Source organism: Nonomuraea pusilla, from assembly GCF_900109355.1.
GTDB lineage: Bacteria > Actinomycetota > Actinomycetes > Streptosporangiales > Streptosporangiaceae > Nonomuraea > Nonomuraea pusilla.
This window is the reverse complement of sequence record NZ_FOBF01000003.1, coordinates 137,445-159,652: the sequence shown is the minus strand read 5'-3', so window position 1 is coordinate 159,652 and position 22,208 is coordinate 137,445. Positions and strand designations below refer to the sequence as shown.

Genomic DNA, 22,208 nt, shown 5'->3' with positions numbered 1-22,208 from the left:
GGGGAGGTGGGGCGGCGTAGGTCCGAGTCTGGCCGGGCCGGGGAGATGGTGCGGCGGATGTCGGAGTCGGCGCGGCGGGGCGAGGTCCCCCGCCGGGTCGCCGTGACCAGCCCGCGCATGGGCGCGGCGCGCCGCCCCCGCTACCCCGCCACCAGGGAGATCGACGAGCAGACCCGGCTCGGCGAGGTCTACATGGCCTCGCTGCTACGCACCCAGTTCCGGCTGGCCCTGTTCGTCTGCACGGTGCTGGCGTGCGTCATCGGCGGGCTGCCGGTGCTGTTCCTGCTCATCCCCGACCTGGGGCAGGTGCACCTGCTGGGTGTCCCGCTGCCGTGGGCGGTGCTGGCCGGGCTCATCTACCCGGCGTTCGTCGTCGGCGCCTGGCTGTACGTGCGCCAGGCCGAGCGCAACGAACGCCACTTCGCCGAACTGGTCGAGCGCCGGTGACCCCGCCCGGCCCCGGCCCGTACGCGGGGAGCGCCGCGCCGCCGCGCGCCGAGGGGGCGGCCCGGTGAGCCTGGCGGCGGTGCTGGTGGTGATGGTGGCGGCCGTGCTGATCGGCGCGTTCGGCATCCGCGTCTCCCGCACCACGTCCGACTTCTACGTCGCCTCCCGGACGGTGAGCCCGCTGTGGAACGCGTCCGCCATCGGCGGGGAGTACCTGTCGGCGGCGTCGTTCCTGGGCGTCGCCGGGCTCATCCTGTCGTACGGCGTGGACATGCTGTGGCTGCCGGTCGGCTGGACCGGCGGCTACCTGGTGCTGCTGGTGCTGGTGTCGGCGCCGCTGCGCCGGTCGGGGGCGTACACGCTGCCGGACTTCGCCGAGGCGCGGCTCGAGTCGATGACGGTGCGCCGCACGGCGAGCGTGCTGGTCGTGCTGATCGGGTGGCTGTACCTGATGCCGCAGTTCCAGAGCGCGGGCCTGGTGCTGCGGTCGATCACGGGCGCGCCGGTCTGGGCGGGCGGCCTGCTGGTGGCGGTCGTGGTGGCGGTGAACGTGCTGTCCGGCGGCATGCGGTCGATCACGTTCGTGCAGGCGTTCCAGTACTGGCTGAAGCTGACCGCGCTGGCGGTGCCGCTGGTGTTCCTGCTGATGGCCTGGCGCGACGACGGTGCCCCGCCGGTGACGGGCGATGACGCGGGCGCCTGGCTGGTGCCCCTGGGCGGCGGCAAGGAGTATGCGCTGTACTCGACGTACTCGCTGATCCTGGCCACCTTCCTCGGCACGATGGGGCTGCCGCACGTCCTGGTGCGCTTCTACACCAACCCGGACGGGCGGGCGGCGCGCCGCACGACGCTCGTGGTGCTGTCGCTGCTGGGCGCGTTCTACCTGCTGCCCGCCCTGTACGGGTGGCTCGGCCGGGTGTACGCGCCCGACCTGGTGCGCACCGACGAGGTGGTGCTGGCGCTGCCGCAGCGGATGATCGGCGGCACGCTGGGCGACCTGCTGACGGCGCTGGCCACGGCGGGCGCGTTCGCGGCGTTCCTGTCCACCTCGTCGGGGCTCACGGTGTCGGTGGCCGGGGTGATCGCGCAGGACCTGCTGAAGGGCGGCGTGCGCTCGTTCAGGGTCGCCACCCTGATGGCCGTGGTCGTGCCGCTGGGCCTGGCGCTGTGGGCGAGGGCGCTGCCGGTGGCGGACGTGGTGGGGCTGGCGTTCGCCGTGGCGGCCTCGTCGTTCTGCCCGCTGCTCGTGCTGGGCATCTGGTGGCGCAGGCTGACGACGACGGGCGCGCTCGCGGGCCTGTTCGTGGGCGGCGGGCTGGCCTGCGGCGCGGTGCTGGCGACGGTCATCGGCGGCCCGTACGAGGGGCCGGCGGGAGCGCTGCTGGCCCAGCCGGCGGCCTGGACGGTGCCGATCGCGTTCACCGTCATGGTCGCGGTGTCGTTCCTGACGCCGGACCGGGTGCCGCCGGGCGTGGCGAGGACGATGGTGCGGCTGCACGCGCCCGAGGACCTCGACGTGGACCGCGGCGACTGGCGGCCCCGCTCCTCCTGACCGCCTCCGGCGGGACGCGCGAACCGTTCGTCGCGCTGAAGGGACCTTTCACCGCAGCGGCCGGCCAGCTGACCGCCGCGCTCCAGCGGCTCGGCGAGCGACGGCGTCCGCCCCCTCCACGGCGGGTACGTTCCGCTCCTACGTTGATGGTGATCCGCATCACAGTGGAGGTCTCGTGACGACCAAAGAACATGACGCATCGGTTTATGAGCAGATGCAGACGAGCTCCGAGTTCCAGGAGCTCAAGCGGCGCTTCCGCCGCTGGACGTTCCCCATGACGGTGGCCTTCCTCGTCTGGTACCTGCTCTACGTCGTGCTGTCCGGCTGGGCGCGCGGCTTCATGGGCATCAAGCTGCTCGGGGAGATCAACGTCGGGCTGATCCTCGGGTTGCTGCAGTTCGTGTCCACCTTCCTCATCGCGTGGGCGTACGCGAGGCACGCGGAGAGGAAGCTGGACCCCATCGCCGACAAGCTCCGTCACGAGGTCGAGGAGAAGACGCAGTGAGCTCGACGACCCTGGGAATGATCCTCTTCCTCACCTTCGTGGCCGCCACCCTGGCGATCACGATCTGGGCGAGCCGCCAGACCAAGACCGCCGCCGACTACTACGCGGGCGGCCGGTCGTTCAGCGGGGTGCAGAACGGCCTGGCGATCGGCGGCGACTACATGTCGGCCGCCTCGTTCCTCGGCATCGCCGGCATCATCGCGCTGTCGGGCTACGACGGGTTCCTGTACTCCATCGGCTTCCTCGTGGCGTGGCTGGTGGCGCTGCTCCTCGTGGCCGAGCTGATGCGCAACTCCGGCAAGTTCACCATGGCGGACGTGCTGGCGTTCCGCATGAGCCCGCGGCCGGTGCGCACCGCGGCGGGCGTCTCGACGATCGTGGTCAGCATCTTCTACCTGCTGGCCCAGATGGTCGGCGCGGGCGCGCTGGTCGGCCTGCTGCTGGGCGTGACCAGCGAGGCGGGCAAGATGTGGACGATCATCGGCGTGGGCGCCCTGATGATCATCTACGTGGTGTTCGGCGGCATGAAGGGCACCACCTGGGTGCAGATCGTCAAGGCCGTGCTGCTCATGGGCGGCGCCGCCCTGGTGACCGTGCTGGTGCTCGGCAAGTTCGGCTTCAACCTGTCGTCGCTGCTCGGCCAGGCCGCCGCCACCAGCGGCCCGAAGGCGAACCCCGGCAACTTCCTCATCCCGGGCCTGAAGTACGGCACGGAGGCGCAGGGCCTGGCCGGGAAGATCGACCTGATCAGCCTGGGTCTCGCGCTGGTGCTCGGCACGGCGGGCCTGCCGCACATCCTCATCCGCTTCTACACCGTCCCCACCGCCAAGGACGCCCGCAAGTCCGTGCTCTGGGGCATCGGCATCATCGGCGTGTTCTACCTGCTGACGCTGGTGCTGGGCTTCGGCGCCGCCGCGCTCGTCGGCAAGGAGGCCATCGTCAAGGGCGACAAGGCGGGCAACACGGCCGCGCCGCTGCTGGCGCAGAAGGTGGGCGAGGAGATCTTCGGCTCGGTCGGCGGCACGATCCTGCTGGCGCTCATCGGCGCCGTCGCGTTCGCCACGATCCTCGCCGTGGTGGCGGGCCTCACCCTCGCCTCGTCGTCCAGCTTCGCCCACGACCTGTACGCCCACGTCTTCCGCCGCGGCCAGGCCACCGAGCGGCAGGAGGTCGTGGTGGCCAGGGTCTCGGCCCTGGTCATCGGCGCGGTCGCGATCGGCCTCGGCATCCTCGCCCAGGGCCAGAACGTGGCGTTCCTCGTGGCGCTGGCGTTCGCCGTCGCGGCCTCGGGCAACCTGCCGGCGATCCTGTACAGCCTGTTCTGGAAGCGGTTCAACACCGCGGGCGCGGTCGCGGCCATCTACGGCGGCCTCGGCTCCGCGCTGCTGCTGGTGATCTTCTCGCCGGTGGTGTCCGCCCCGGCGCCGCCCGCCGGCACGCCGGTGACGGCCCTCATCCACGGCGTGGACTTCCACTGGTTCCCGCTCAGCAACCCCGGCATCGTCTCCATCCCGCTGGGCTTCCTGTGCGGCTGGCTCGGGACCGTGCTCAGCAAGGAGTACAACGCCGCCAAGTACGCCGAGATCGAGGTGCGCTCCCTCACCGGCGTCGGCGCCGAGAAGGCCACCGAGCACTGACGCCCGCCCCACGCAGGACGGGCCCGGCCCCCCGAACGGGGAGGCCGGGCCCGTCCGCCCGCGGCACCGTCTAGCTGCCGACGGGTTCGGCGCGCAGCCGCGCCGAGTGCTTGACCAGGGTGATGAGGACCTCCCTGCTGGAGTCGCGCCTCCGCGCGTCGCACAGGACGATCGGGATGGAGGGGTCGAGCTGGAGCGCCATGCGTACCTCGTCCAGTTCGAACGTCGTCGCGCCCTCGAAGCAGTTGACCGCGACGACGAACGGCGTGCCGCGCCGCTCGAAGTAGTCGACCGAGGGGAAGCAGTCGGCCAGGCGCCGCGTGTCGGCCAGGATGACCGCGCCGAGGGCGCCCTCGGCCAGCTCGTCCCACACGAACCAGAACCGTTCCTGGCCGGGCGTGCCGAACAGGTACAGGACGTAGTCGGTGCCGAGCGTGATCCGGCCGAAGTCCATGGCGACGGTCGTGGTGCGCTTGGCCTCGACGGAGGTGAGGTCGTCCACGCCGATGCCGCGGTCGGTCAGGACCTCCTCGGTGCGCAGCGGCCGGGTCTCGGAGACCGCGCCCACGAGCGTGGTCTTGCCCGCGCCGAAGCCGCCGGCGACCAGGATCTTGATCGCCGTCGGCAGGCGCGGGCGTTCAGAGCGAGCGAAGACCATCGAGCACCGCCCTGTACATCTTCATGTCGTGCATGTCCACCTCGGATTGCGGTTCCTGGGCAGAGACGAGTTCGCGGTCGAACAGGTCGCCGAGCAGCACCCGGATCGTGCCCGCGGGAAGGTCCAGGTGCGCGGCGATCTCGGCGACGGACTTGGGTTCGCGGCAGAGCTGGAGGATCCGGTGATGCTCGGGATCCAGCCCGGCGTCGGGGCCCGGCGGCGGACCCACCGCGACGGCCATGGAGATCAGGTCGAACTTGCCGTGGGCGGGCTGGGTCCGCCCGCGGGTCACGACGTAGGGCCGGATGATCTCCGGGTCGACCCAGTGCTCGTCGGTGGGGTCGTCCGGCCTCACCGCTCGCTCCTGGCGGCCTCGGCGTTCCTGGCGCCCGAGGTGAGGTACTGGCCGACGCGCGCCACCAGCATCGCCATCTCGTACGCGACGAGCCCGATGTCGGCGTTCTGCGCGCACAGCACGGCCAGGCAGGCGCGCTCCCCGGCGGTGGTGACGATGAGGAACTGCGACCGCCACTCCACCACCGTCTGCCGGACGGCGCCGCCGCCGACGTGCTCGGACACGCCCTTCGCCAGGCTCTGCAGCCCGGACGCCACGGCGGACAGGTGCTCGCCGTCGGTGCGCTGCAGGCCGGCGGACGAGGCCATCAGCAGGCCGTCGGAGGACAGCACGATCGCGTGCTCCGCCTCCTGGATCCGGCCGACCAGGTCGTCGAGCAGCCAGTTCAGGTCGGTTCCCGACGTGGGGGTCATGCCTCACCTCCCGACTGCTCGTCCATGAGCCTGGCCGCTTCTGACCGGCCCAGTCGCGTGCCTGTCTGGAGGGATCCCATCATCGCGCGGATCTCCTCCGGCGAGCGCTCGTCATCGTCCTCCTCCGGTTCGGGCTGCGTGGCGGGTTCGTCACGCAGGGCTGGCGCCAGGTTGGCCTGGGGAACGCGCAGCGGCAGGCCGTGCGGCGTGAACTCCGCCGGGGGCCTGTCCTGCCGCGGCTGGGCGGGGGGCTCCTGCTCGGGCTCGCGCGCGCCGACGGGACCGGGAACCGGCGCTGGCGCGGGCATGGGCACGGGCATGGGCGTCGGGGGAGCGGGAGGGGCGGACGGGGCCGGGGCGGGCCGCTGCTGCGCCACCTTGAGCAGGCGGACGTTCTCCCCGACCTGCGGGCGGGCCGCCGTGGCGACCGCCGTGGGCCTGCGCGGCAGACCCGCCGGCTCCTCGTCCGGCTGCTCCGGCTGGAGCTCGACGAGCTCCTGCGGCAGCAGCACCACGACCGTCGTGCCGCCGTACGGCGACGGCTTGAGCACGACCTGGATGTCGTGGCGCTCGGCCAGGCGGCTGACCACGTACAGGCCGAGCCTGGCGGTGCCGCTGATGCGGAACTCGGGCGGGTCGGCGATGCGGGCGTTGGCCTCGGCCAGGTCCTCGGGCTTCATGCCGAGGCCGCGGTCCTCGATCTCCACGACGTAGCCGTTGGCCACGAGCTGCCCGCTCACCTGCACGTTGGTGTACGGCGGCGAGAAGGAGACGGCGTTCTCGATGAGCTCGGCGAGCAGGTGGATGACGTCACCGACGGCCCGTCCGACGAGCACGACGTCGCCCATCGGCATGATCGTGACCCTGGTGTAGTCCTCGACCTCCGCCAGCGCGCCGCGCACGACGTCCACCATGGGCACCGAGCGGCGCCAGGTGCGGGCGGGGGAGGAGCCGGACAGGACGATGAGGTTCTCCGCGTTGCGGCGCATGCGGATGGCGAGGTGGTCGAGCCGGAAGAGCTCCTTCAGCTCCTCGGGGTCGGTCTCGCGCCGCTCCATCACGTCGAGCACGGTGAGCTGCCTGTGCACCAGGCCCTGGGTCCTGCGCGCCAGGCTGAGCAGGATGTCGCGGATGCTGCGGCGCAGCTCCGCCTGCTCGGCGGCGACGGCGATGGCGGTGCGCTGGACGGTGTTGAACGCCTCGCCCACCTGGCCGATCTCGTTGTCGCCGAACTCGAGCGCTGGGGCCTCCTTCTCGACGTCCACCACCTCGCCGTGGCCGATGCGGTCGACCACGCCGGGCAGCCGCTCGTCGGACAGCTCGTGGGCGGCGTCGCGCAGCTTCTTGAGCTGGGCGAGGAGCTGCCTGGTCGTGGTGATCGACAGCACGATGGAGGCGATGACGGCGAGCAGGCCGAGACCGCCGGCGAGCACGAGCCTGACGATGACGCCGATCGCGACGGGCACGATCCGCTCCAGCAGCCGGTCGCCGGCCTCCAGGGTCGTGGACTGCAGGGTGGTGAGCGTCGTCTCGGAGGTCCTGCGCCACTCCTCCGCCGAGACGGGCAGCGGCTCGCCGTTGGCCTGGTGCCTGATGAGCTGTGTCTCCAGGACCTGCAGGCGCTGCACCGGCTGGCTCCTGGCCCACGCGTCGAACGCCGGCCGGTCGGAGTCGGGCACCTTGCTCATGGCGTCGGACAGCATGAAGCGGAAGACGCCCGCGGTCTCCGCGAACTGGGCGTGGTCCTCCTCGGTGAAGCCGCCGCCCCTGGCGAAGACGCCAGCCATGATGGCGTCCTCGCGGGCGAGGAACTCGCGGGCGTGGTGCATCTGCGCCAGCGCGCGGCCGTCCTTGGCGACCTGCTTGTCGTCGAACTCCGCCACCGAGTCGTACATGCGGTAGAAGGAGTCGACGACGGCGTCGTAGGCCTTGGTGGCGTCCGTGAGGTCGCTCTGGCCGGCGTCGACGGCCTTCCTCGTCGCGGCGAGCCTGGCGAGCTGCGTCCTGACGTCGGCCACGCGCCGCAGCAGGAGGTCGTCGGCGGCGAGCTGCAGCGTGCCGCCCTCGCTGGCGGTGACGAACTCGCCGCTCGCGGCGTCGGTCCTGGCCCGCTGGTCGCGCAGCGTCTTGTCCGTCGCCCGGGAGCCCGCCCCGAGGTGGACCATCGTCAGGCGGCGCTCGCGCTGGATCTCGACCAGCAGCGGCTCGCTCGGATCGACGACGCCCGCGTTGACCGTCGCGGCCCACAGCAGGTTGACGCCCTCACGCAGCGTCACCCAGGCGGCGAAGGCCCACAGCAGGGTGAGTGACACGATGAGCGCCGTGACCTTCGCCCGGACACTGGCGTTACGGAAGCGCATCGAGCCCGTCCACAGAGAATGCGACCCGGTCAGGGCGCCAAGTCAAGTCAAAGAAAAGGGGGTCCCGCGAAACTGACACCTGCGACACCCTAGCAACGGGACTTTTCTCCCTCAACAGAACAGAGCACTGTTAGGGGGCTATGTCCGGATCTATCCCGTGAAATTCCTCTCAGATTCGGGTCTCCGTCACGTACAGGGCGGCCAGGACGGCGGCTCGCACAATGGCTGTCGGCGAGTAAAGGTCCTTGTCATGCCATAACGGAGGGTAATCCGAAAAATCGTCTACTTGGCGGAGAAAAGCTGCTCCACGAAGTGCGGCTTCTTTGTGTCGATTGTCCGGTGTGGGGCCTCCGAGCAGCAGCGTCTGCACCGCGTACGCCGTCTCCTCCGGCATCCCCGTCCAACGCCCCCACGAGCCGTCGTCACGCTGCGTAGTCAGAACCCACTCCCGCGCAGCCAGCACCGCGGGGGCGTACCCGGGCCCGCCGAACTCGCCCAGGGCCAGCGCGCAGCTCAGCGTCGCGTAGTACGGGGAGGCGTGCCACCTGTCGCTCCAACTTCCGTCCGGACCCTGGCCCGCGGCCAGCCACCCGGCCACCCGCTCCATCACCGGCCCGTACGCCTCCCGTGCCGCGGGCCTGGCCCGGACGTACGCGCCGAGGGCGTCGAGGACGTGCGCGTTCACGCTGACCGAGCGGCCGTCCTCGCCCTGCCAGGTGCAGAAGTGGCGGCCGGTGTCGAACACCGACAGCGGCTCGGGCTCGCACGGCATGCCGAGCAGGGCCAGCGCGTACAGCGCGACGCTCGTCGTGTCGGCGTCCGCGGGCAGCCCCGCCCCGGCCGGCGTCCCGTGAGGGCCGATCGCGGCCCGCAGGTCGGCCGTCATCTCCGGCGGGACGTCCACGGGCACGCCGGCCCTGGCCAGCCAGCTCAGCACCCAGCCGCGCTCGAAGACCGTGATCGGCAGGCCCACCGGGACCGGGCCGCCGTACCGCGTCGCCACCGCCTCCAGGTGCCGTCTGGCCGAGTCGGCCGAGTCCGCGGGGGCGGCGCCGCCCGGCCACAGGCGCTCCAGCCAGGCGGCCGTGGCCGCGGGCGAGGCACCGACCGTGCCGATCGCAGTCGGGCGCACCGCCGCCGCGCCCGTGCCGCCGCCCGCCACCTCCAGGACGTGCAGCAGCTTCTGCGGCGGCTCGCCGCCCGACTCCAGCAGCCTGCGCACCAGGCCCAGCCTGGTGGTGTCCATGCCGGCCGGCAGCGGCAGCGGCTCCCCGAGCCCGTGCTCGTTCACGAGCGCCACCAGCGACGGCACGATCAGCTCGATCGCGGGCGTGTCGGGCAGCTCCGACGCCTGCTCCAGCAGGGGGCGCAGGGCCCGCAGTCCCGCCTCCGCGGCCTGCCTCAGCCGCGCCGTGTCGCCCTCGCCACGGGCCGCGGCCGCGAGCAGCGCCTCGGTGGCGCTCAGCGTCGGCACCAGCGCGTACCCGTCGGGGGCGCCCCACGAGCCGTCGGCGCGCTGGCGCGCCAGCAGGTACGCCACCCGCTCACGGTGCCCCACCAGCCAGGGGGCCAGCGTGACCAGCCGCCCCGTCTCGTACACCGAGGGGGAGACCTGTCCCCACGGCTTGGCCATGAGCTCGGCCACCAGGTCGCCGGCCTGCCGGGCGAGGTCGCCCGCGGTCCCGGCGGCCGTGCCGCCGCGGTCGTCGAGCACACCGGTCTCGCCGTTCACGAGTCCCTCCCGGCCCAGAAGTCGGACAGCCCGTAGAAACCGGTGCTGTAGTGGAGCTGCCAGCTCAGGTACTCGGCGGCGCGCGGCAGGTCCGCGCGCAGCGGCTCGATCAGCGCCTCCGCCCGGTCCGCCAGCTCCGCCATGCGCGCGGTCACCTCGTCGCCCGACAGGCCGAGGGTGAACGCGTTGACGTCGCCGTAGGCCGACTCGCGCCCGTGCGTGGCCAGGTCGTTGAGCAGCCGCAGGTAGCGCTGCACGGCGTCGCCTGGCTCCCGCAGCCGGTCGAGGTCGGCCGGGGCGGTGACCAGGCCCGTGGCGATCCAGTGCGTCACGCCGACGAAGAGCGCGCCCGTGCCGGCCGCGTTGTCCAGGTACTCGGCGAGGGCGGGCGGCTCCCCGCCGTGGCTCCAGTCCCACTCGCGGGCCATCGCCGCCAGCATGCGGCCGAGCTGGTCGCGCCAGGCCGCCGCCAGCACGGGGAAGCCCGGCGAGGACGCCAGCTCCTCCCGCAGGCCGGCCGTGAAGCGGGCCGCGGGGGAGACGGGCGGCTCGCCGCCGGCCGCCGCGAGGCAGTCCGCCACCAGCGCGGCCACCTCGTCCCGTTCCGCGGCCTCGTGGTCGATCAGCCGGTCCACCGCGAACACCAGCAGCGACGCGCGGTTCACCGCCCGCAGCCCCGACGCCCCCGCCCACGGCGCGGCGAACGCGCCGGCCATCGCCAGCGAGGCGTAGAGCCCGCCGTCGAACGCCTCCGGCGGGAAGAGCCCCTCGTAGCGGGCGGCGACCCGGGCCAGGTCCCGGCCGCCCGCCACCGCCAGGGCGCAGGCGCGGCCCGTCTCGTACGACCCGTTCACGCCGCCCGGTCCTTCGGCACGAGCGTCATCCGCAGCCCGGCCGAGGGCCGCAGCGAGGACGCCAGGCGCGGGCGCACCTGACCCCGCGCGTGCACCACGGGCCGGTACTTCCTGAGGATCCCCGCGATCAGCAGGGGCGCCTCCATCATGAACAGGTGCTGGCCGAGGCACACGTGCGGGCCCGCGCCGAACGGCCAGTAGGCGTAGCGGTGCCGCCCGCGCTCGGCGCCCGGCGCGAACCGCTCGGGGTCGAACTCGAGCGGACGCTCCCAGAACCGTTCCAGCCGGTGCGTCAGGTAGGGGCTGAGCATCACGGTCGAGCCCGCCGGGATCGGCACCCCGCCCACCTCGTCGTCCTCCAGGGCGAGCCTGGGCAGGATCCAGCCCGGCGGGTAGAGCCGCAGCAGCTCGTTGACGAACATCCGCAGGTACGTCAGGTGCGGCAGGTGCGCGGTGCTGACCGGGTCGTCGCCGACCACGCGGTCCACCTCCTCGTACACCTTGGCCGCGATCTCGGGGTGACCGGCGAGGACCGGCCAGACCCAGGTCAGCGCGGTGGCGGAGGTCTCGGTGGAGGCGCCGTGCATGGCGACGAGGTCGTCCCTGATGCGCCGGTCGCCGGACGGGCCGGTGTCGTCGTGCCTGGCCCTGCACAGCCGCGAGACGACGTCCTCGCCCTCCTGCCGCTGCGCCCTGGCCTCGGTGATGCGGGGGTAGACGACCTCGTCGATGGCCTTGATCGCGCGCCTGAACGCCAGGTCGCCGGGCAGCGGGACGCGTTCGGACACGAACGGCAGCACCAGGCGCAGTGACTTGGCGGTGACGGCGACGTCATAGGCTGGCACCAGCCGGTTGATGTCGGCGATCGAGATCTTGGAGCCGAAGAACAGCCGCACGATCGTGGGGTGCACGATCGCGGAGACGCCCCTCGCGATGTCGAAGGGCCGCTCGGGCACCACCGTCTCGTCGATGAGCTCCGTGATGATCTCCGCCATCCGCTCGGCCAGCGAGTTGACGTACTTGGCGGTGAAGAGTGGCTGCAGGATGCTCCTGCTCTCGGCCCAGGTGTCCCCGTCGGAGAGGATGCCGTTGCCGATGAGCGGCCCGAGCGGCTCCCAGAACATGCCCTGGCGCACGTAGTTCGGCTGGTTCTGCCGCAGGACGTGCTGGACGTGGTCGGGGTGGGTCACGAGGAACGGGCGGAAGGGGCCCATGGCGAGCCTGACCAGCTCGCCGCCCGCCTGACCGCTCGCCTCTTCCAAGGCGCTGACGGGAACACGCGGGTGTCTCGTGAGCTTACGAAGGAATGGGACAGTTCGGACAGGAGCGGCGTTGATCGCCACGAGAGTCTTCCTCCATCGCCCACGGGCAACCGTCTCACATAACGGACATTTGATGACGATTGTTTCAAACCAAGTGGAGTATCACATGATCATGGGTGGAGTTTCAAGATCGTACCGCGGTAGGAGCACCAGTTGACCCTCAGCCATCCGGGCGCCGCCCCCTCCGGCGACCCCGTCGCCCGCTGTCGCCGTCTGCTCGCGCCCGCCCTCAGGGAGGCGGTGTCCGTCCTGCATCCCTGGGGCGCCGGCATGGCGGCGTTCACGCTCGGGTGGTCCGACGTCGAGGGCCGCCCCCACGAGCGGGAGGGTGGCAAGGGCCTGCGGCCCGCCATCGCCATGTTGAGCGCCGAGGCGGCCGGCGGCAGCGCCGAGGCGGCGCTCCCCGCCGCCGTCGCCGTGGAGCTCGTGCACGCCTTCTCCCTCGTGCACGACGACATCATCGACCACGACGAGCGGCGCAGGCACCGCGAGGCCCTGTGGAAGGCGTACGGGGTGGGCCCCGCGCTCCTGACCGGCGACGCGCTCCTCGCGCTGGCGGTCCGGCAGCTCGCCGGGCTGCCCGACGCCATGCGGTACCTGTCGGACGCGCTCGTCGCGCTCGTGCAGGGCCAGACGTCCGACATGGCGTTCGAGAACCGGCCCTGGCACGGCCAGAACGAGGTCACCGTCGCCGAGTACACCGAGATGGCGGCCGGCAAGACCGGCGCCCTGCTCGGCGCCGCCGCCGCGGCGGGCGTGGTGCTCGGCGGCGCCCCGCACCTCGCGGAGCGCATGTGGGGCATGGGCCGCGACCTCGGCATCGCCTTCCAGATCGCCGACGACGTGCTCGGCATCTGGGGCGACCCGCAGGTCACCGGCAAGCCCGTGCACGGCGACCTGCGGCGCGAGAAGAAGACCCTGCCCGTGCTGGCGGCGCTGGCCTCCGGCGGCACCGCCGCCCGGGAGCTCGCCGCCGCGCTCGCCGAAGGGGCGGGCGACGAGGACGCCGCGCGGCAGGCCGCCCGCCTCATCGAGGACGCGGGCGGACGGGCGGTGGCCGAGGAGCTCGCGGAGCGGCACCTCGGCGCCGCCCTGTCCGTGGTGGACGGCTGCCTGCCGGACGCGGCCGACCTGCGGACCGTGCTGGCCTCCCTGGTCAACCGCCTCCACTGACCTCGCCAGGGGAGACCCCTGCTCCCCGGAGAGCGTCCCTCCGGGGAGCGTCCAGGGCGGGAAGGGCGGCCGCTACGGGCGGGAGGCGGTGTCCAGGAGGTCCAGCTCCTCCTGCGACAGCGCCAGCGCGGCCGACTCCAGGAGCGGCGCGAGCTGCTCCACGTTTCGCGCGCTCGCGATGGGCGCGGCCACGGTCGGCTGGGCGGCCAGCCACGCCAGCGCCACCGTCGCCGGCTGCGTGCCGCGCTCGCGCGCCACCCGCGTGAGCGCGTCCAGCGCGCTCCGGCCGTGCGCCGTCTCCAGGTACTCGGCCGCCCTGCCCGCCCTCGGGCTGTCCACGGCCACCCCCGGCGCGTACTTGCCGGTGAGGAAGCCGCGCGCCAGCCCGTAGTACGGCGTGCTCGACAGCCCCTCGCGGGAGACCACCTCGCGCAGCTCGCCCTCGTAGTCGCGCTCGACCAGGTTGTACGGCTGCTGGAGCGCGACGTACCTGGTCAGGCCCTCGGCGTCGGACACCCGCAGCGCCTCGGCCAGCCGGTCGGCCGCGTAGTTGGAGGCGCCCACGTACCTGACCTTGCCCTCGCGTACGAGCCCGTCGAACGCCTCCAGCGTCTCCTCCAGCGGCGTGTCGCGGTCGTCGGCGTGCGCCCAGTACAGGTCGACGTAGTCGGTGCGCAGCCTGCGCAGGGAGTTCTCCACGGCGGTGCGGATGGTCTTGGCCCCCAGCCCGGAGAGCCCTTCCAGCATGCCGACCTTGGTGGCCAGCACCAGCGACTCGCGGTTGCGCCGCGCGGCCAGCCACTCCCCGATGACGATCTCGGACGTGGACTCGCCGGTCGCCCAGGCCGGGTACACGTCGGCCGTGTCGATGAAGTTGCCCCCGCCCTCGACGTACGCGTCGAGCACGGCGAAGGAGTCGTCCTTGCCGGCCGTCCAGCCGAAGACGTTGGTGCCGAGCGCAAGCGGGAAAACGGACAGGTCCGTGCTGCCTATCGATCTCATCCCGCCATTATCCGCACGTCAGCGGGGTCGCCCGCGACCCGGCCCCCCGCTCTCGGGAGGGCGCGGGATCAGTGGTGCGAGGCCGAGAGATCCAGGCCCCGAGGGGTGAGGAGCCAGACGACGGCCGCCGCGGCGAGCATGAACGCCCCGCCCACGCCCAGCGCCGCGCGCACCGCGATGAGGGAGCCGGGGGCGTCGGCCGCCAGGGCGGCGAACGAGGCCAGGCCGAACAGCGCGAACCCGGTCAGCAGCGTCCTCCTGCGCCCCCACCGGTCGCCCAGCGCGCTCGCGGTGACGAGCAGCCCGGCCAGGACGAGCGAGTAGACGTCCACGATCCACAGGAGCTGGACGGAGTCCGGCCGCAGGTCGCGGCTGATGGCGGGCAGCGCCACGTTGAGCACGGTCATGTCCATGACGACGAGCAGGACGCTGCCCGACAGCTCCGCGAGTGCCGCCCGCCTGCGGCGCGCCCCGGTCATGCCCCCTCCCCGTCGGACGCCCGCCCGTCGTGCGGGGCGGACCGCGGCCCGTCCTCGGGGGCGGGGGAGGCGGCGCCGCGCAGGAAGGTCTGCGTGACCAGCCGGTGCACGTCCCTGCGGGCGACGTCGCCCCGGCGCAGGCTCTCGCGCACCGCCACCAGCAGGCCGTACACGGTGTTGCTGATCCACCGGACGGGCAGGTCGGCGCGCAGCAGGCCCGTGCGCTGCGCGGCGGTGTAGAGCGCGATCTCGCGCTCCTCCAGCTCTTCGGCGCGGCGGGACAGCTCGGGGTGCACGGCCAGAGCGTGGTCGGTCAGGCCGAAGCCGTACTCGTCGGCCACCTCGATGAGGCCGCTCAGCAGCGCGTCGAGCGCCCGCCCGACCTCGCCGGGGTCGGACGAGGCCGCCGCCTCCTCGACGCCGGCCGACACCAGCGCCTGGTGCCACCGGTCGTGGGCGCGGTGGCCGAGGGCGATCACCAGGTCGTCGCGCCCGCTGAAGTGGCGGTGCAGCGCGGCCCGGCAGGAGCCTGTGCCTCCAGGGGCATGGTGGGAAGGTGGCGGGCGAGGTTAAGGTGCCGAGCTGTGGTGATCGGTGACGCGCGCACGCGCATCCTGGACGCGGCGGAGCAGCTGTTCGCGGGCGGGGGCTACGAGGCCACCCCGACCGCGCTCATCGCCAGGCTCGCCGAGGTGCCCAAGGGGCTCGTCTTCCACTACTTCCCGCGCAAGATCGACGTGCTCGTCGCCCTCGTCGACGAGCGGACCCTGGTCGAGGAGGGTCGCGAGGTCGACGCCGTGCCGGGCGACCCGGCGGGCACGCTGTCCAGGCTGGCGCGCGGCCTGCCGCTGCGCGCCTCGCCCGCGATGCGGCGCATCCTGTTCCGCGAGGCCGACACCCACCGCTCGGTGAAGGAACGGCTCGGCAGGCTCAACAGCGAGCTGATCAGGCGCGCCAGGTTCGCGCTCGAACTCGCGCTGCCCGGCGCGCGGGGCGACGCGGCCAGGCTGGAGGTCGCCGCGGCGACGTTCGCCGCCGTGCTGCTCTACCAGGAGAACCTCTGCCAGCTCACCGGCCACCAGATCGACCCCGACGCCGTCGCCCGGCTCATCGCCCACTCGCTCTCCTAGGGCCTCCTCCCGGCCCCTTGCGGCCCTCCTTCGGCCCTCCTCCCGGCCTCTCCCGACGCCGGCCGCCCTTCCCGTGTCCGCGCCCCGCCGGAGCGCGCGCCCGGGGGTGGGACGGGGTCAGACCACCTCGACGGGGTGCCGCACCACCGCGTCGAAGTGGTAGCCGAAGGGGTTGCGAGGGGTGAGGGCCGGCTGGGTCGCGCCGGTCTCGTCCGTCGCCCTGGCCATCAGCACCGCCGGTCCCGTACGCCGGGGCGCCCACTCGACGTGCCACGGCAGCCAGGCGCCCACGAGGTGCGTGCCGTGGTGCTCGGCGGGGCGCCAGGTCCTGCCGCCGTTCACGCTGACCTCGACCGCGGCGACACGGCCGTGCCCCGACCAGGACCTGCCGTGCAGGACGTGGGGGACGCCCACCGCCAGCCGGGCGTTCCACGGCAGCTCGAAGGCGCTCTTGACGGGCTGCGTCGTGACATCGGGGTAGAAGACGGTGTTCCACGGCGTGCGCACCTCGTGCGTGGACACCTCCAGGTCGCCCAGCCATTTGATCGAGGCGACGCCGACCCAGCCGGGCACGACCAGCCGCGCGGGGAACCCGTGGTCGGGCGGCAGCCGCTCGCCGTTCATCTCGTACGCCACGAGCACGTCCGCCATGGCCTTGCCGACGGGCAGCGGCCTGCGGACGTGCCCGTGCTCCTCGAACGGCGTGTCGAGCCCGGTCGCGAGCACGTCCACGGCGTCGGGCCGCAGGCCGGCGTCGGCGAGCAGGCGGCGCAGCGGCACCCCGCGCCAGCGGGCCACGCCGACGCCGCCGAGCCCCCACTGGGTGCCCGGCGCGGGCTCTCCCTGCTGCTCGCCGTAGAAGCGGCGGCCGTTGCCCGCGCACTCCAGCGCGGCGTCCAGGGTGCGGGCGGGCAGCGCCAGCAGCTCGTCATAGCTGTACGAGCGGGGACATCGCACGCCGGGCCCGTGGACGCGCAGGCTCCAGGTGGAGGCGTCGATGAGCGGGGTGGAGGTGTGGTTCCTGACGAAGAACCGGTCGGTCGGGGTGTGGTACCCCTGGCCGGACATCGCCTCCCAGCGCATCTCCGCGCTGCCGTCGTGCACGCGGAACAGCTCGCCGGGCAGCGGCTTGACGATCGACGCCACGTTCCCCACCTCCGTTGCCTGCATTCCCTACCTGAGAACCATTTAATCTCTTCGCGGCTCCCGATGGGAGCCATACCCGAAGTGGCGTCAGAACAGGGCCCTACGAGGCAGGACTGTGTCAGTCCAGCACGGGGAAGTTCGAGCGGAACACGCCGTGCGGGTCGCGGCGGCGCTTGACCTCGCGCAGCCGCTCCAGGACGTCGCCGGGGAACGCCGCCGCCGCCCGCTCGCCGTACCCGAGGTAGGTGAACGGCTTGCGCCCGCTCACGTACGGCGCCATCGCCCCGGAGATCCGCGCGTGCCGCTCCCTGATCGCCGGCGCGAGCTCGGGCGCCGGCAGCGGGGCGAGCATGCTCACCAGGTACGGCTCCTCGACGACACCGCCCGCCCCGAGGCGCGCGCCCCCGCCGCCGCCCGCCGTGACGTCGCCCGCCGGGTCGCCGGTGTGGGCGGCGTCCCGTCCGGCCAGGGCGCCGCCCAGGTGGCGGATCTGGACCATCGCCAGCGGCGCGACCGCGTCACGGCCGGCCGCGTCCAGCAGCGTCCGCGCCGCGTCGCCGTCGAGGTCCGTCAGCAGCTCGGCGCGCAGCATCCCCGCGCCCGGCTCGGTCGGCTCCGCGCAGACACGGCCCAGCTCGGCCACCGGCAGCGGCCCGCGCGTGTCGAGGACCGTCCCGCCGAGGCTCTCCAGCGGCGCCAGCAGGTCGCGCGCCACGCCCTCCTGGCCGAGGAACGTGACGTCCACAGCGACCGCCGCCAGGCCGCGCAGCGGCTCGGGGAGCTGCGGGAACGGCGGGAACTGCATCAGCGCGAACCACACGGTCAGCTCCTCGGGCGCCGACGCCGTGATCCGCCTGAAGGCCGCCATGACCTCCTCCGCCCTGGCGATCGGCCACAGCATCCGGCCGCCGTACAGCGACGGGGCCGGGAACAGGTCGATCTCCATCGCGGTCACCGCCGCGAAGTCTCCGCCGCCCCCGCGCAGCGCCCAGAACAGCTCGGGATCGGACTCCGCGGTCACCCGCCGCCGCACGCCTTCGGCGTCCACGACCTCCAGCGCCCGCACGGCACTCCCCGCCGGGCCGTACGCCCGCCCGAACCAGCTCAGCCCGCCGCCCAGCGTGAACCCCGTCGCCGAGACCACCGGCGAGCTGCCCGCCAGCCCGGTCAGCCCGTGCTTGCCCGCCGCCGCCAGCACCTCGCCCCACGACGCCCCGGCCTCCACGCGCGCCACCCGCGTGTCCGGCCGCACGTCGACGCCCCGCATCCTGGACGTCCGCAGCAGGATCTCCCCGTCGAGACCGTCGGCCGCGCCGTGCCCGCCCGCCTGCACCGCCACCCGCAGCCCGTTCCGCCTGGCGTGGCTCACCACGGCCGCGACGTCCTCCGCGTCCTCGGCCTGCACCACCGCGCGCACCCGCTGCTCCACGGCCAGGTTCCACGGCCTGGCCGCCTGCTCGAAGCCCTCGTCGCCCGGGACCAGCATCCGCCCTCGCGGCAGCGCCTCGTCGATCGACACGTCGTCCCCCTCTTGATCGGTTCCTGCGACCACCTTGGCACAGGCCGCTTAAGCGCCACCTGCGATTTAGTTGTGCCTGGTTTGTGGGCAAATGGCCGTACGCTACGACGTGACCTGTCCCGGTGGTGGAGAGCGGATGGACTTTCGCCTGTTCGGACCGATGGAGGTGCTCGACGAACGCGGGCGCCCCGTCGAGATCAAGGCGCACAAGCAGCGTGCCCTGCTCGCCCTGCTGGCGCACGAACCCGGCCACGTCGTGTCCCTCGACCGGCTCGTCGACGCGCTGTGGTCCGGCGAGCCGCCCGCCAGCGCCACCGGATCCCTGCAGGTCTACATCGCCCAGCTCCGCAAGGCGCTCGAACCCGGCCGGCCGCCCCGCACCCCACCCGCCGTGCTGCTCACCCGCGAGCCCGGCTACCTGCTGTCCGTCGCGCCCGAACAGGTCGACCTCGTCCGCTTCACCACAGGGGCCGAGGACGGCAGACGCGCCCTCGGCCGCGGCGACCACGCCCGCGCCGCGGAACTCCTCGACCTGGCGCTCGCCACCTGGCGGGGCGACCCGCTCGCCGAGTTCGCCGCGTACGACTTCGCCCACCCCGTGACCGCCCGCCTGGCCGAGGTGCACGCCTGCGCCACCGAGGACCGCTTCGAGGCCAGGATCGCCCTCGGCGAGCACCGGCTGTGCGTCCCCGACCTCGAACGGCTCGTCGAACGACACCCGTACAGGGAACGCATGTGGGGGCTGCTCGTCCTCGCCCTCTACCGATCGGGCCGGCAGGCCGACGCGCTCGGCGCGCTACGCCGCGTACGCGGGCTGCTGTCCGGGGAACTCGGCCTCGAACCCGGCCCGGAACTGCGCCGCCTCGAACACTCCGTCCTCACCCAGGACCCGTCCCTGCTCCCCGCGCCCGCCCCGCGCGCGCTCACGATCCCCGCAGCGGCTCCCACCACCCTGCCAGGGACTGACGCAGGGGCGCCCACGGGCCTCGGAGGGACGCCCGCCGGGGGAGCAGGGGCGCCCACGGTTCGCGCGACGCCCGCCGGGACGGCAGGGGCGGCCACGGCGTCGGCCACGGCGTCGGCGACGGCATCGGCTGCGGTCGTCGCGCACGATGGGCTCATCGCGCGGCAGGGGCAGCTCCGCCGGGTGCGGGAGCGTCTCGCCGACGTCCGGCGCGGGCGGGGCGGGGTGCTGCTGGTGACCGGCGAGGCCGGCATCGGCAAGACCAGGCTCGCCCAGGCGGCGGCCGACGAGGCGGCCGCCCAAGGGTTCACCGTCGCCTGGGGCCGCTGCGCGGAGGACGCCGGGGCGCCGGCCTTCTGGCCGTGGCTCCAGGTCCTGCGCACGCTGGGCGCCGACGCCCTGGCCGCACTCACCGGCCCCCCGCCCCAGGAATCCGGGGAGCGGCTGCACCTGGAATCCGGGGAGCGGCCACACCAGGAACCCGGGGTGCGTCCGCACCTGGAATCCGGGGTGCGTCCGCACCTGGAATCCGGGGAGCGGCCACACCAGGAACCCGGGGTGCGTCCGCACCTGGAATCGGGGGTGCGGCCGCACCTGGCGGAGGGGGCGGTGCGGCCGGGCGGGGTCTGGACGGCAGAGGCGGATCCGCCCGGCGGCGGGGCCCTGTCCGGCGGGGCCCTGTCCGGGGGGGCGGCGGAGGCGTTGTTCGCGTTGCACGAGCGGGTGGTGCGACGTCTCGTCGGCGCCGGCGCCCCCACGCTGATCGTCCTGGACGACCTGCACTGGGCCGACGCCTCCTCGCTGCGGCTGCTCTCGTTCGCCGCCGCCGAGCTGCACCGCGCCCCCGTCCTGGTCCTCGCCGCCATGCGCCCCGAGCCCGGCGACGCCCCCGACCAGCTCCGCGACGCCCTCGGCGTCCTGGCCAGGGAGCGCGGCACGGAACGCATGGCGCTGCCGCCGTTCACCGTGCAGGACGTGTCGTCCTTCCTCGCCGGCGGTTCGCTCACCGGCCCTGACCAGGCCGCCCCCGGCCAGGCCGACACCGCTCTGGCCGCGGTCCTGTGCGAGCGCACCGGCGGCAACCCGTTCTACCTCACCGAGCTCGTACGCCTCCTCGGCAGCGAGCACCGGCTCGACGTGGCGTCCCTCGGCGTGCCCGAGGGGGTGCGCGAGGTCATCGGCCGCCGCGTGGCCAGACTGCCGAAGGAGACCAGGAGCCTGCTTCGCGCCGCCGCCGTCCTCGGCCAGGACGTGCCCGCCGACCTGCTGGAACGATCCACCTCCACGCCGCTCGACCGGCTCGTCCCCGCCCTCGAACCGGCCGTCGCCACCGGGCTGCTGCACGAGGTGCCCGACGGGTTCGACTACCGCTTCTCCCACGCGCTCGTCCGCGACGCCCTCTACGCCGAGCTCGGACGCCTCGACAGGGCCACGCTCCACCTGCGGGCAGGGGAGGCGCTGGAGGCGTTCCCAGGCGCGGAACCGTCGGCGCTGGCCCACCACTTCGGCATGGCCGCCCGCGTCGGCGGCGCCGCCAAGGCCGTCGAGTACGCGGTCCGGGCGGCGCGGCGTTCGGCCGCCCAGCACGCGTACGACGAGGCCGCCGCCTTCTGGGGCAGGGCGGTCGCGGCGCTCGGTCAGGACGACCCGGCGCGCCGCTGCCGCCTGCTCGTCGCGCGCGGCCGGGCGCTGCGGGCCGTCGGCGACGTCCGGGGCGGTCATGACGCTCTGCAGGAGGCCATCGACCTGGCCGCGTCCATCGGCGACCGCGACGCCCTGGTGGCCGCGATCACCGTCTTCGGCGAGATGGCCGTCTGGAACTGGCGCGGCTACGGCGTCGTCGACGACCGCATGGTCGCTCTCCTGGAGCACCTCCTGAGCGAGCCGGAAGACCCGGCCCCGGAAGCGGAGGAACCCGGCCCGCGCGCAGGGGCGGGCGCGGCGAGGCTCGGGGACGCGGAGCGGGCCGCCCTGCTCGGCACGCTCGGCGTCGAGCTCTACTACTCGCCCCGCCGCGAGGAGGGCGAGCGCCACGCCGCCGAGGCCGTCGCCCTCGCCCGCCGCGTCGGCGACCACGCCCTCCTCGCCCGCGTGCTCAACAACTACGTGATCGCCGCCTGGGTGCCGCAGCGCGAACGGGAACGCCAGGCCGCCGGGGAGGAGATGCTCGCCATCCCCGGCCTGCCCGCCGCCGCCGAGATCGTGGCCCGCGTGTTCCGCATGTCCCACCTCCTCAGGGACGGCGACCTCGCCGCCTGGGACCGCGACCGCGACCGCTGCGCCCGCCTGCTGGAGGAGGCCCGCCGCCCGGAGCTCGCCGCCATGGTCAGGATCGCCGAGGCCGCCGGGCTGACCCTGCGCGGCGAGTGGGAGGAGGCCGAACGGCTGGCCGCCGAGTTCAGCGACCTGCTCGGCGGGTCCAGCATGTGGGGCCTCGACTTCCCGCACCTCGTCACCCTGTACGCCTGCCGCCGCGCCCAGGGACGCGTGGGCGAGATCCTCGACCGGCTCGTCGGCGCGGCGGCCCGGCCCGACATGGCGCCGCTGCGTCCCCTCGCCGTCCTCGCCGCCCTGGACACCGGCGACACCGCCCTCGCCCGCGACCTGGTGAGCCGCTGGGGCGCCGAGATCCGCGAGGACTGGGCGAGCGACCTCGTGGTGCCCGTCTGGGGGTACGTGTCCGCCCAGCTCGGCACCCCCGACCCGGCCGCCCTGTACGCGAGGCTCGCGCCGTACGCCTCCCGCCTGGTCGTCGGCGGCATGGGGGCGGCAGGCTGGGGCTCGACGCACCTGGTGCTGGCGGAGCTGGCCCGCGCCACCGGAGACCTCGACGCGGCCCGCGCGCACGCCGCCGAGGCCCACGCCGCCCACGCCCGCCTCTCCTCCGCCTACTGGACGTCCAGGTCGGCCCGCCTCCTCGAATCCCTCGGCATGCCGTCCTGACCGGGCCTGCGATCCGT

The 22,208-nt window shown here is 73.8% G+C and carries 19 protein-coding genes; 7 read left to right on the top strand and 12 right to left on the bottom strand.

All coding sequences use genetic code 11. The annotated features are described in order from the left end of the window. Nucleotides 1–57 precede the first annotated feature (57 nt). The 4 genes from BMX74_RS06750 to BMX74_RS06735 all read left to right on the top strand — a co-directional run bounded on the left by BMX74_RS06750 (nt 58) and on the right by BMX74_RS06735 (nt 4,141). Entirely contained in the window at nt 58–447 is a 390-nt protein-coding gene (locus BMX74_RS06750; RefSeq protein WP_055506312.1) for a hypothetical protein, read from the top strand. Nucleotides 448–511: 64 nt separating this feature from the next. Then, nucleotides 512–1,999, top strand: a complete 1,488-nt coding sequence (locus BMX74_RS06745) for a sodium/solute symporter (protein WP_439951519.1) — start codon at nt 512–514, stop codon at nt 1,997–1,999. A gap of 214 nt (nt 2,000–2,213) precedes the next feature. After that, complete coding sequence (locus BMX74_RS06740) at nt 2,214–2,504, top strand: DUF485 domain-containing protein (protein WP_055505716.1); 291 nt, start codon at nt 2,214–2,216, stop codon at nt 2,502–2,504. 17 nt (nt 2,505–2,521) lie between these two features. Then, nucleotides 2,522–4,141: a solute symporter family protein gene (locus BMX74_RS06735; RefSeq protein WP_091099074.1), complete on the top strand. Its 1,620-nt coding sequence runs from the start codon at nt 2,522–2,524 to the stop codon at nt 4,139–4,141. A gap of 70 nt (nt 4,142–4,211) precedes the next feature. Here the strand turns inward: BMX74_RS06735 and BMX74_RS06730 are convergent, their stop codons facing one another. The 7 genes from BMX74_RS06730 to BMX74_RS06700 form a co-directional block, all read right to left on the bottom strand. Then, nucleotides 4,212–4,799: a GTP-binding protein gene (locus BMX74_RS06730; RefSeq protein ID WP_055505714.1), complete on the bottom strand. Its 588-nt coding sequence runs from the start codon at nt 4,797–4,799 to the stop codon at nt 4,212–4,214. Next, the gene (locus BMX74_RS06725; protein WP_055505713.1) at nt 4,780–5,154 is read right to left on the bottom strand and encodes a DUF742 domain-containing protein; all 375 of its coding nucleotides are present in this window, start codon (nt 5,152–5,154) and stop codon (nt 4,780–4,782) included. The genes BMX74_RS06730 and BMX74_RS06725 overlap by 20 nt, the downstream gene beginning before the upstream one ends. Continuing rightward, complete coding sequence (locus BMX74_RS06720) at nt 5,151–5,567, bottom strand: roadblock/LC7 domain-containing protein (protein ID WP_055505712.1); 417 nt, start codon at nt 5,565–5,567, stop codon at nt 5,151–5,153. Before BMX74_RS06720 ends, BMX74_RS06725 begins: the two co-directional genes overlap by 4 nt. After that, nucleotides 5,564–7,927, bottom strand: a complete 2,364-nt coding sequence (locus BMX74_RS06715) for a sensor histidine kinase (protein ID WP_091099071.1) — start codon at nt 7,925–7,927, stop codon at nt 5,564–5,566. The genes BMX74_RS06720 and BMX74_RS06715 overlap by 4 nt, the downstream gene beginning before the upstream one ends. A 169-nt stretch (nt 7,928–8,096) precedes the next feature. Next, entirely contained in the window at nt 8,097–9,659 is a 1,563-nt protein-coding gene (locus BMX74_RS06710) for a prenyltransferase/squalene oxidase repeat-containing protein (protein ID WP_256256807.1), read from the bottom strand. Beyond that, the gene (locus BMX74_RS06705) at nt 9,656–10,513 is read right to left on the bottom strand and encodes a terpene synthase family protein (protein WP_055505710.1); all 858 of its coding nucleotides are present in this window, start codon (nt 10,511–10,513) and stop codon (nt 9,656–9,658) included. Before BMX74_RS06705 ends, BMX74_RS06710 begins: the two co-directional genes overlap by 4 nt. After that, nucleotides 10,510–11,775, bottom strand: coding sequence for a cytochrome P450 (locus BMX74_RS06700; RefSeq protein ID WP_055505709.1), 1,266 nt, complete (start codon nt 11,773–11,775; stop codon nt 10,510–10,512). Before BMX74_RS06700 ends, BMX74_RS06705 begins: the two co-directional genes overlap by 4 nt. A 213-nt stretch (nt 11,776–11,988) precedes the next feature. Here BMX74_RS06700 and BMX74_RS06695 point away from each other — a divergent pair, with 213 nt between their 5' ends. After that, complete coding sequence (locus BMX74_RS06695; protein WP_055505708.1) at nt 11,989–13,008, top strand: polyprenyl synthetase family protein; 1,020 nt, start codon at nt 11,989–11,991, stop codon at nt 13,006–13,008. A gap of 72 nt (nt 13,009–13,080) precedes the next feature. On the opposite strand, the gene BMX74_RS06690 is transcribed toward BMX74_RS06695, so the two are convergent. The 3 genes from BMX74_RS06690 to BMX74_RS06680 all read right to left on the bottom strand — a co-directional run bounded on the left by BMX74_RS06690 (nt 13,081) and on the right by BMX74_RS06680 (nt 14,968). Continuing rightward, nucleotides 13,081–14,010 carry an aldo/keto reductase gene (locus BMX74_RS06690; protein WP_055505707.1) on the bottom strand — a complete coding sequence of 310 codons (930 nt, stop codon included), beginning with the start codon at nt 14,008–14,010 and terminating at the stop codon, nt 13,081–13,083. A gap of 68 nt (nt 14,011–14,078) precedes the next feature. After that, a complete protein-coding gene (locus BMX74_RS06685; RefSeq protein WP_091099069.1) occupies nt 14,079–14,489 on the bottom strand; it encodes an MFS transporter in 411 nt (136 codons plus the stop codon). Beyond that, nucleotides 14,486–14,968: a hypothetical protein gene (locus BMX74_RS06680; protein WP_091099066.1), complete on the bottom strand. Its 483-nt coding sequence runs from the start codon at nt 14,966–14,968 to the stop codon at nt 14,486–14,488. The genes BMX74_RS06685 and BMX74_RS06680 overlap by 4 nt, the downstream gene beginning before the upstream one ends. A 105-nt stretch (nt 14,969–15,073) precedes the next feature. On the opposite strand from BMX74_RS06680, the gene BMX74_RS06675 reads away from it, so the two are divergent. Then, nucleotides 15,074–15,619 carry a TetR/AcrR family transcriptional regulator gene (locus BMX74_RS06675; RefSeq protein ID WP_236714928.1) on the top strand — a complete coding sequence of 182 codons (546 nt, stop codon included), beginning with the start codon at nt 15,074–15,076 and terminating at the stop codon, nt 15,617–15,619. A gap of 117 nt (nt 15,620–15,736) precedes the next feature. Here BMX74_RS06675 and BMX74_RS06670 read toward each other — a convergent pair whose 3' ends face one another. Together BMX74_RS06670 and BMX74_RS06665 are read right to left on the bottom strand one after the other, a co-directional pair. Further along, nucleotides 15,737–16,765: a sulfite oxidase gene (locus tag BMX74_RS06670; RefSeq protein WP_256256806.1), complete on the bottom strand. Its 1,029-nt coding sequence runs from the start codon at nt 16,763–16,765 to the stop codon at nt 15,737–15,739. A gap of 118 nt (nt 16,766–16,883) precedes the next feature. Continuing rightward, on the bottom strand, nt 16,884–18,284 hold the full coding sequence (locus BMX74_RS06665) for an FAD-binding oxidoreductase (protein WP_256256805.1): 1,401 nt from the start codon (nt 18,282–18,284) through the stop codon (nt 16,884–16,886). Nucleotides 18,285–18,420: 136 nt separating this feature from the next. Here BMX74_RS06665 and BMX74_RS06660 point away from each other — a divergent pair, with 136 nt between their 5' ends. Then, nucleotides 18,421–22,191 (top strand): ATP-binding protein, encoded by a 3,771-nt coding sequence (locus tag BMX74_RS06660; protein ID WP_177227266.1) that lies wholly within the window; start codon nt 18,421–18,423, stop codon nt 22,189–22,191. Nucleotides 22,192–22,208: the final 17 nt, after the last annotated feature.

What these genes read in the sequence shown, in the direction of transcription:
- BMX74_RS06720 (WP_055505712.1), bottom strand. Translation starts at nt 5,567, where the DNA reads ATGACCCCCACGTCGGGAACCGACCTGAACTGGCTGCTCGACGACCTG.
- BMX74_RS06730 (WP_055505714.1), bottom strand. Translation starts at nt 4,799, where the DNA reads ATGGTCTTCGCTCGCTCTGAACGCCCGCGCCTGCCGACGGCGATCAAG.
- BMX74_RS06690 (WP_055505707.1), bottom strand. Translation starts at nt 14,010, where the DNA reads ATGAGATCGATAGGCAGCACGGACCTGTCCGTTTTCCCGCTTGCGCTC.
- BMX74_RS06735 (WP_091099074.1), top strand. Translation starts at nt 2,522, where the DNA reads ATGATCCTCTTCCTCACCTTCGTGGCCGCCACCCTGGCGATCACGATC.
- BMX74_RS06740 (WP_055505716.1), top strand. Translation starts at nt 2,214, where the DNA reads ATGCAGACGAGCTCCGAGTTCCAGGAGCTCAAGCGGCGCTTCCGCCGC.
- BMX74_RS06685 (WP_091099069.1), bottom strand. Translation starts at nt 14,489, where the DNA reads ATGACCGGGGCGCGCCGCAGGCGGGCGGCACTCGCGGAGCTGTCGGGC.
- BMX74_RS06660 (WP_177227266.1), top strand. Translation starts at nt 18,421, where the DNA reads ATGGACTTTCGCCTGTTCGGACCGATGGAGGTGCTCGACGAACGCGGG.
- BMX74_RS06715 (WP_091099071.1), bottom strand. Translation starts at nt 7,927, where the DNA reads ATGCGCTTCCGTAACGCCAGTGTCCGGGCGAAGGTCACGGCGCTCATC.
- BMX74_RS06750 (WP_055506312.1), top strand. Translation starts at nt 58, where the DNA reads ATGTCGGAGTCGGCGCGGCGGGGCGAGGTCCCCCGCCGGGTCGCCGTG.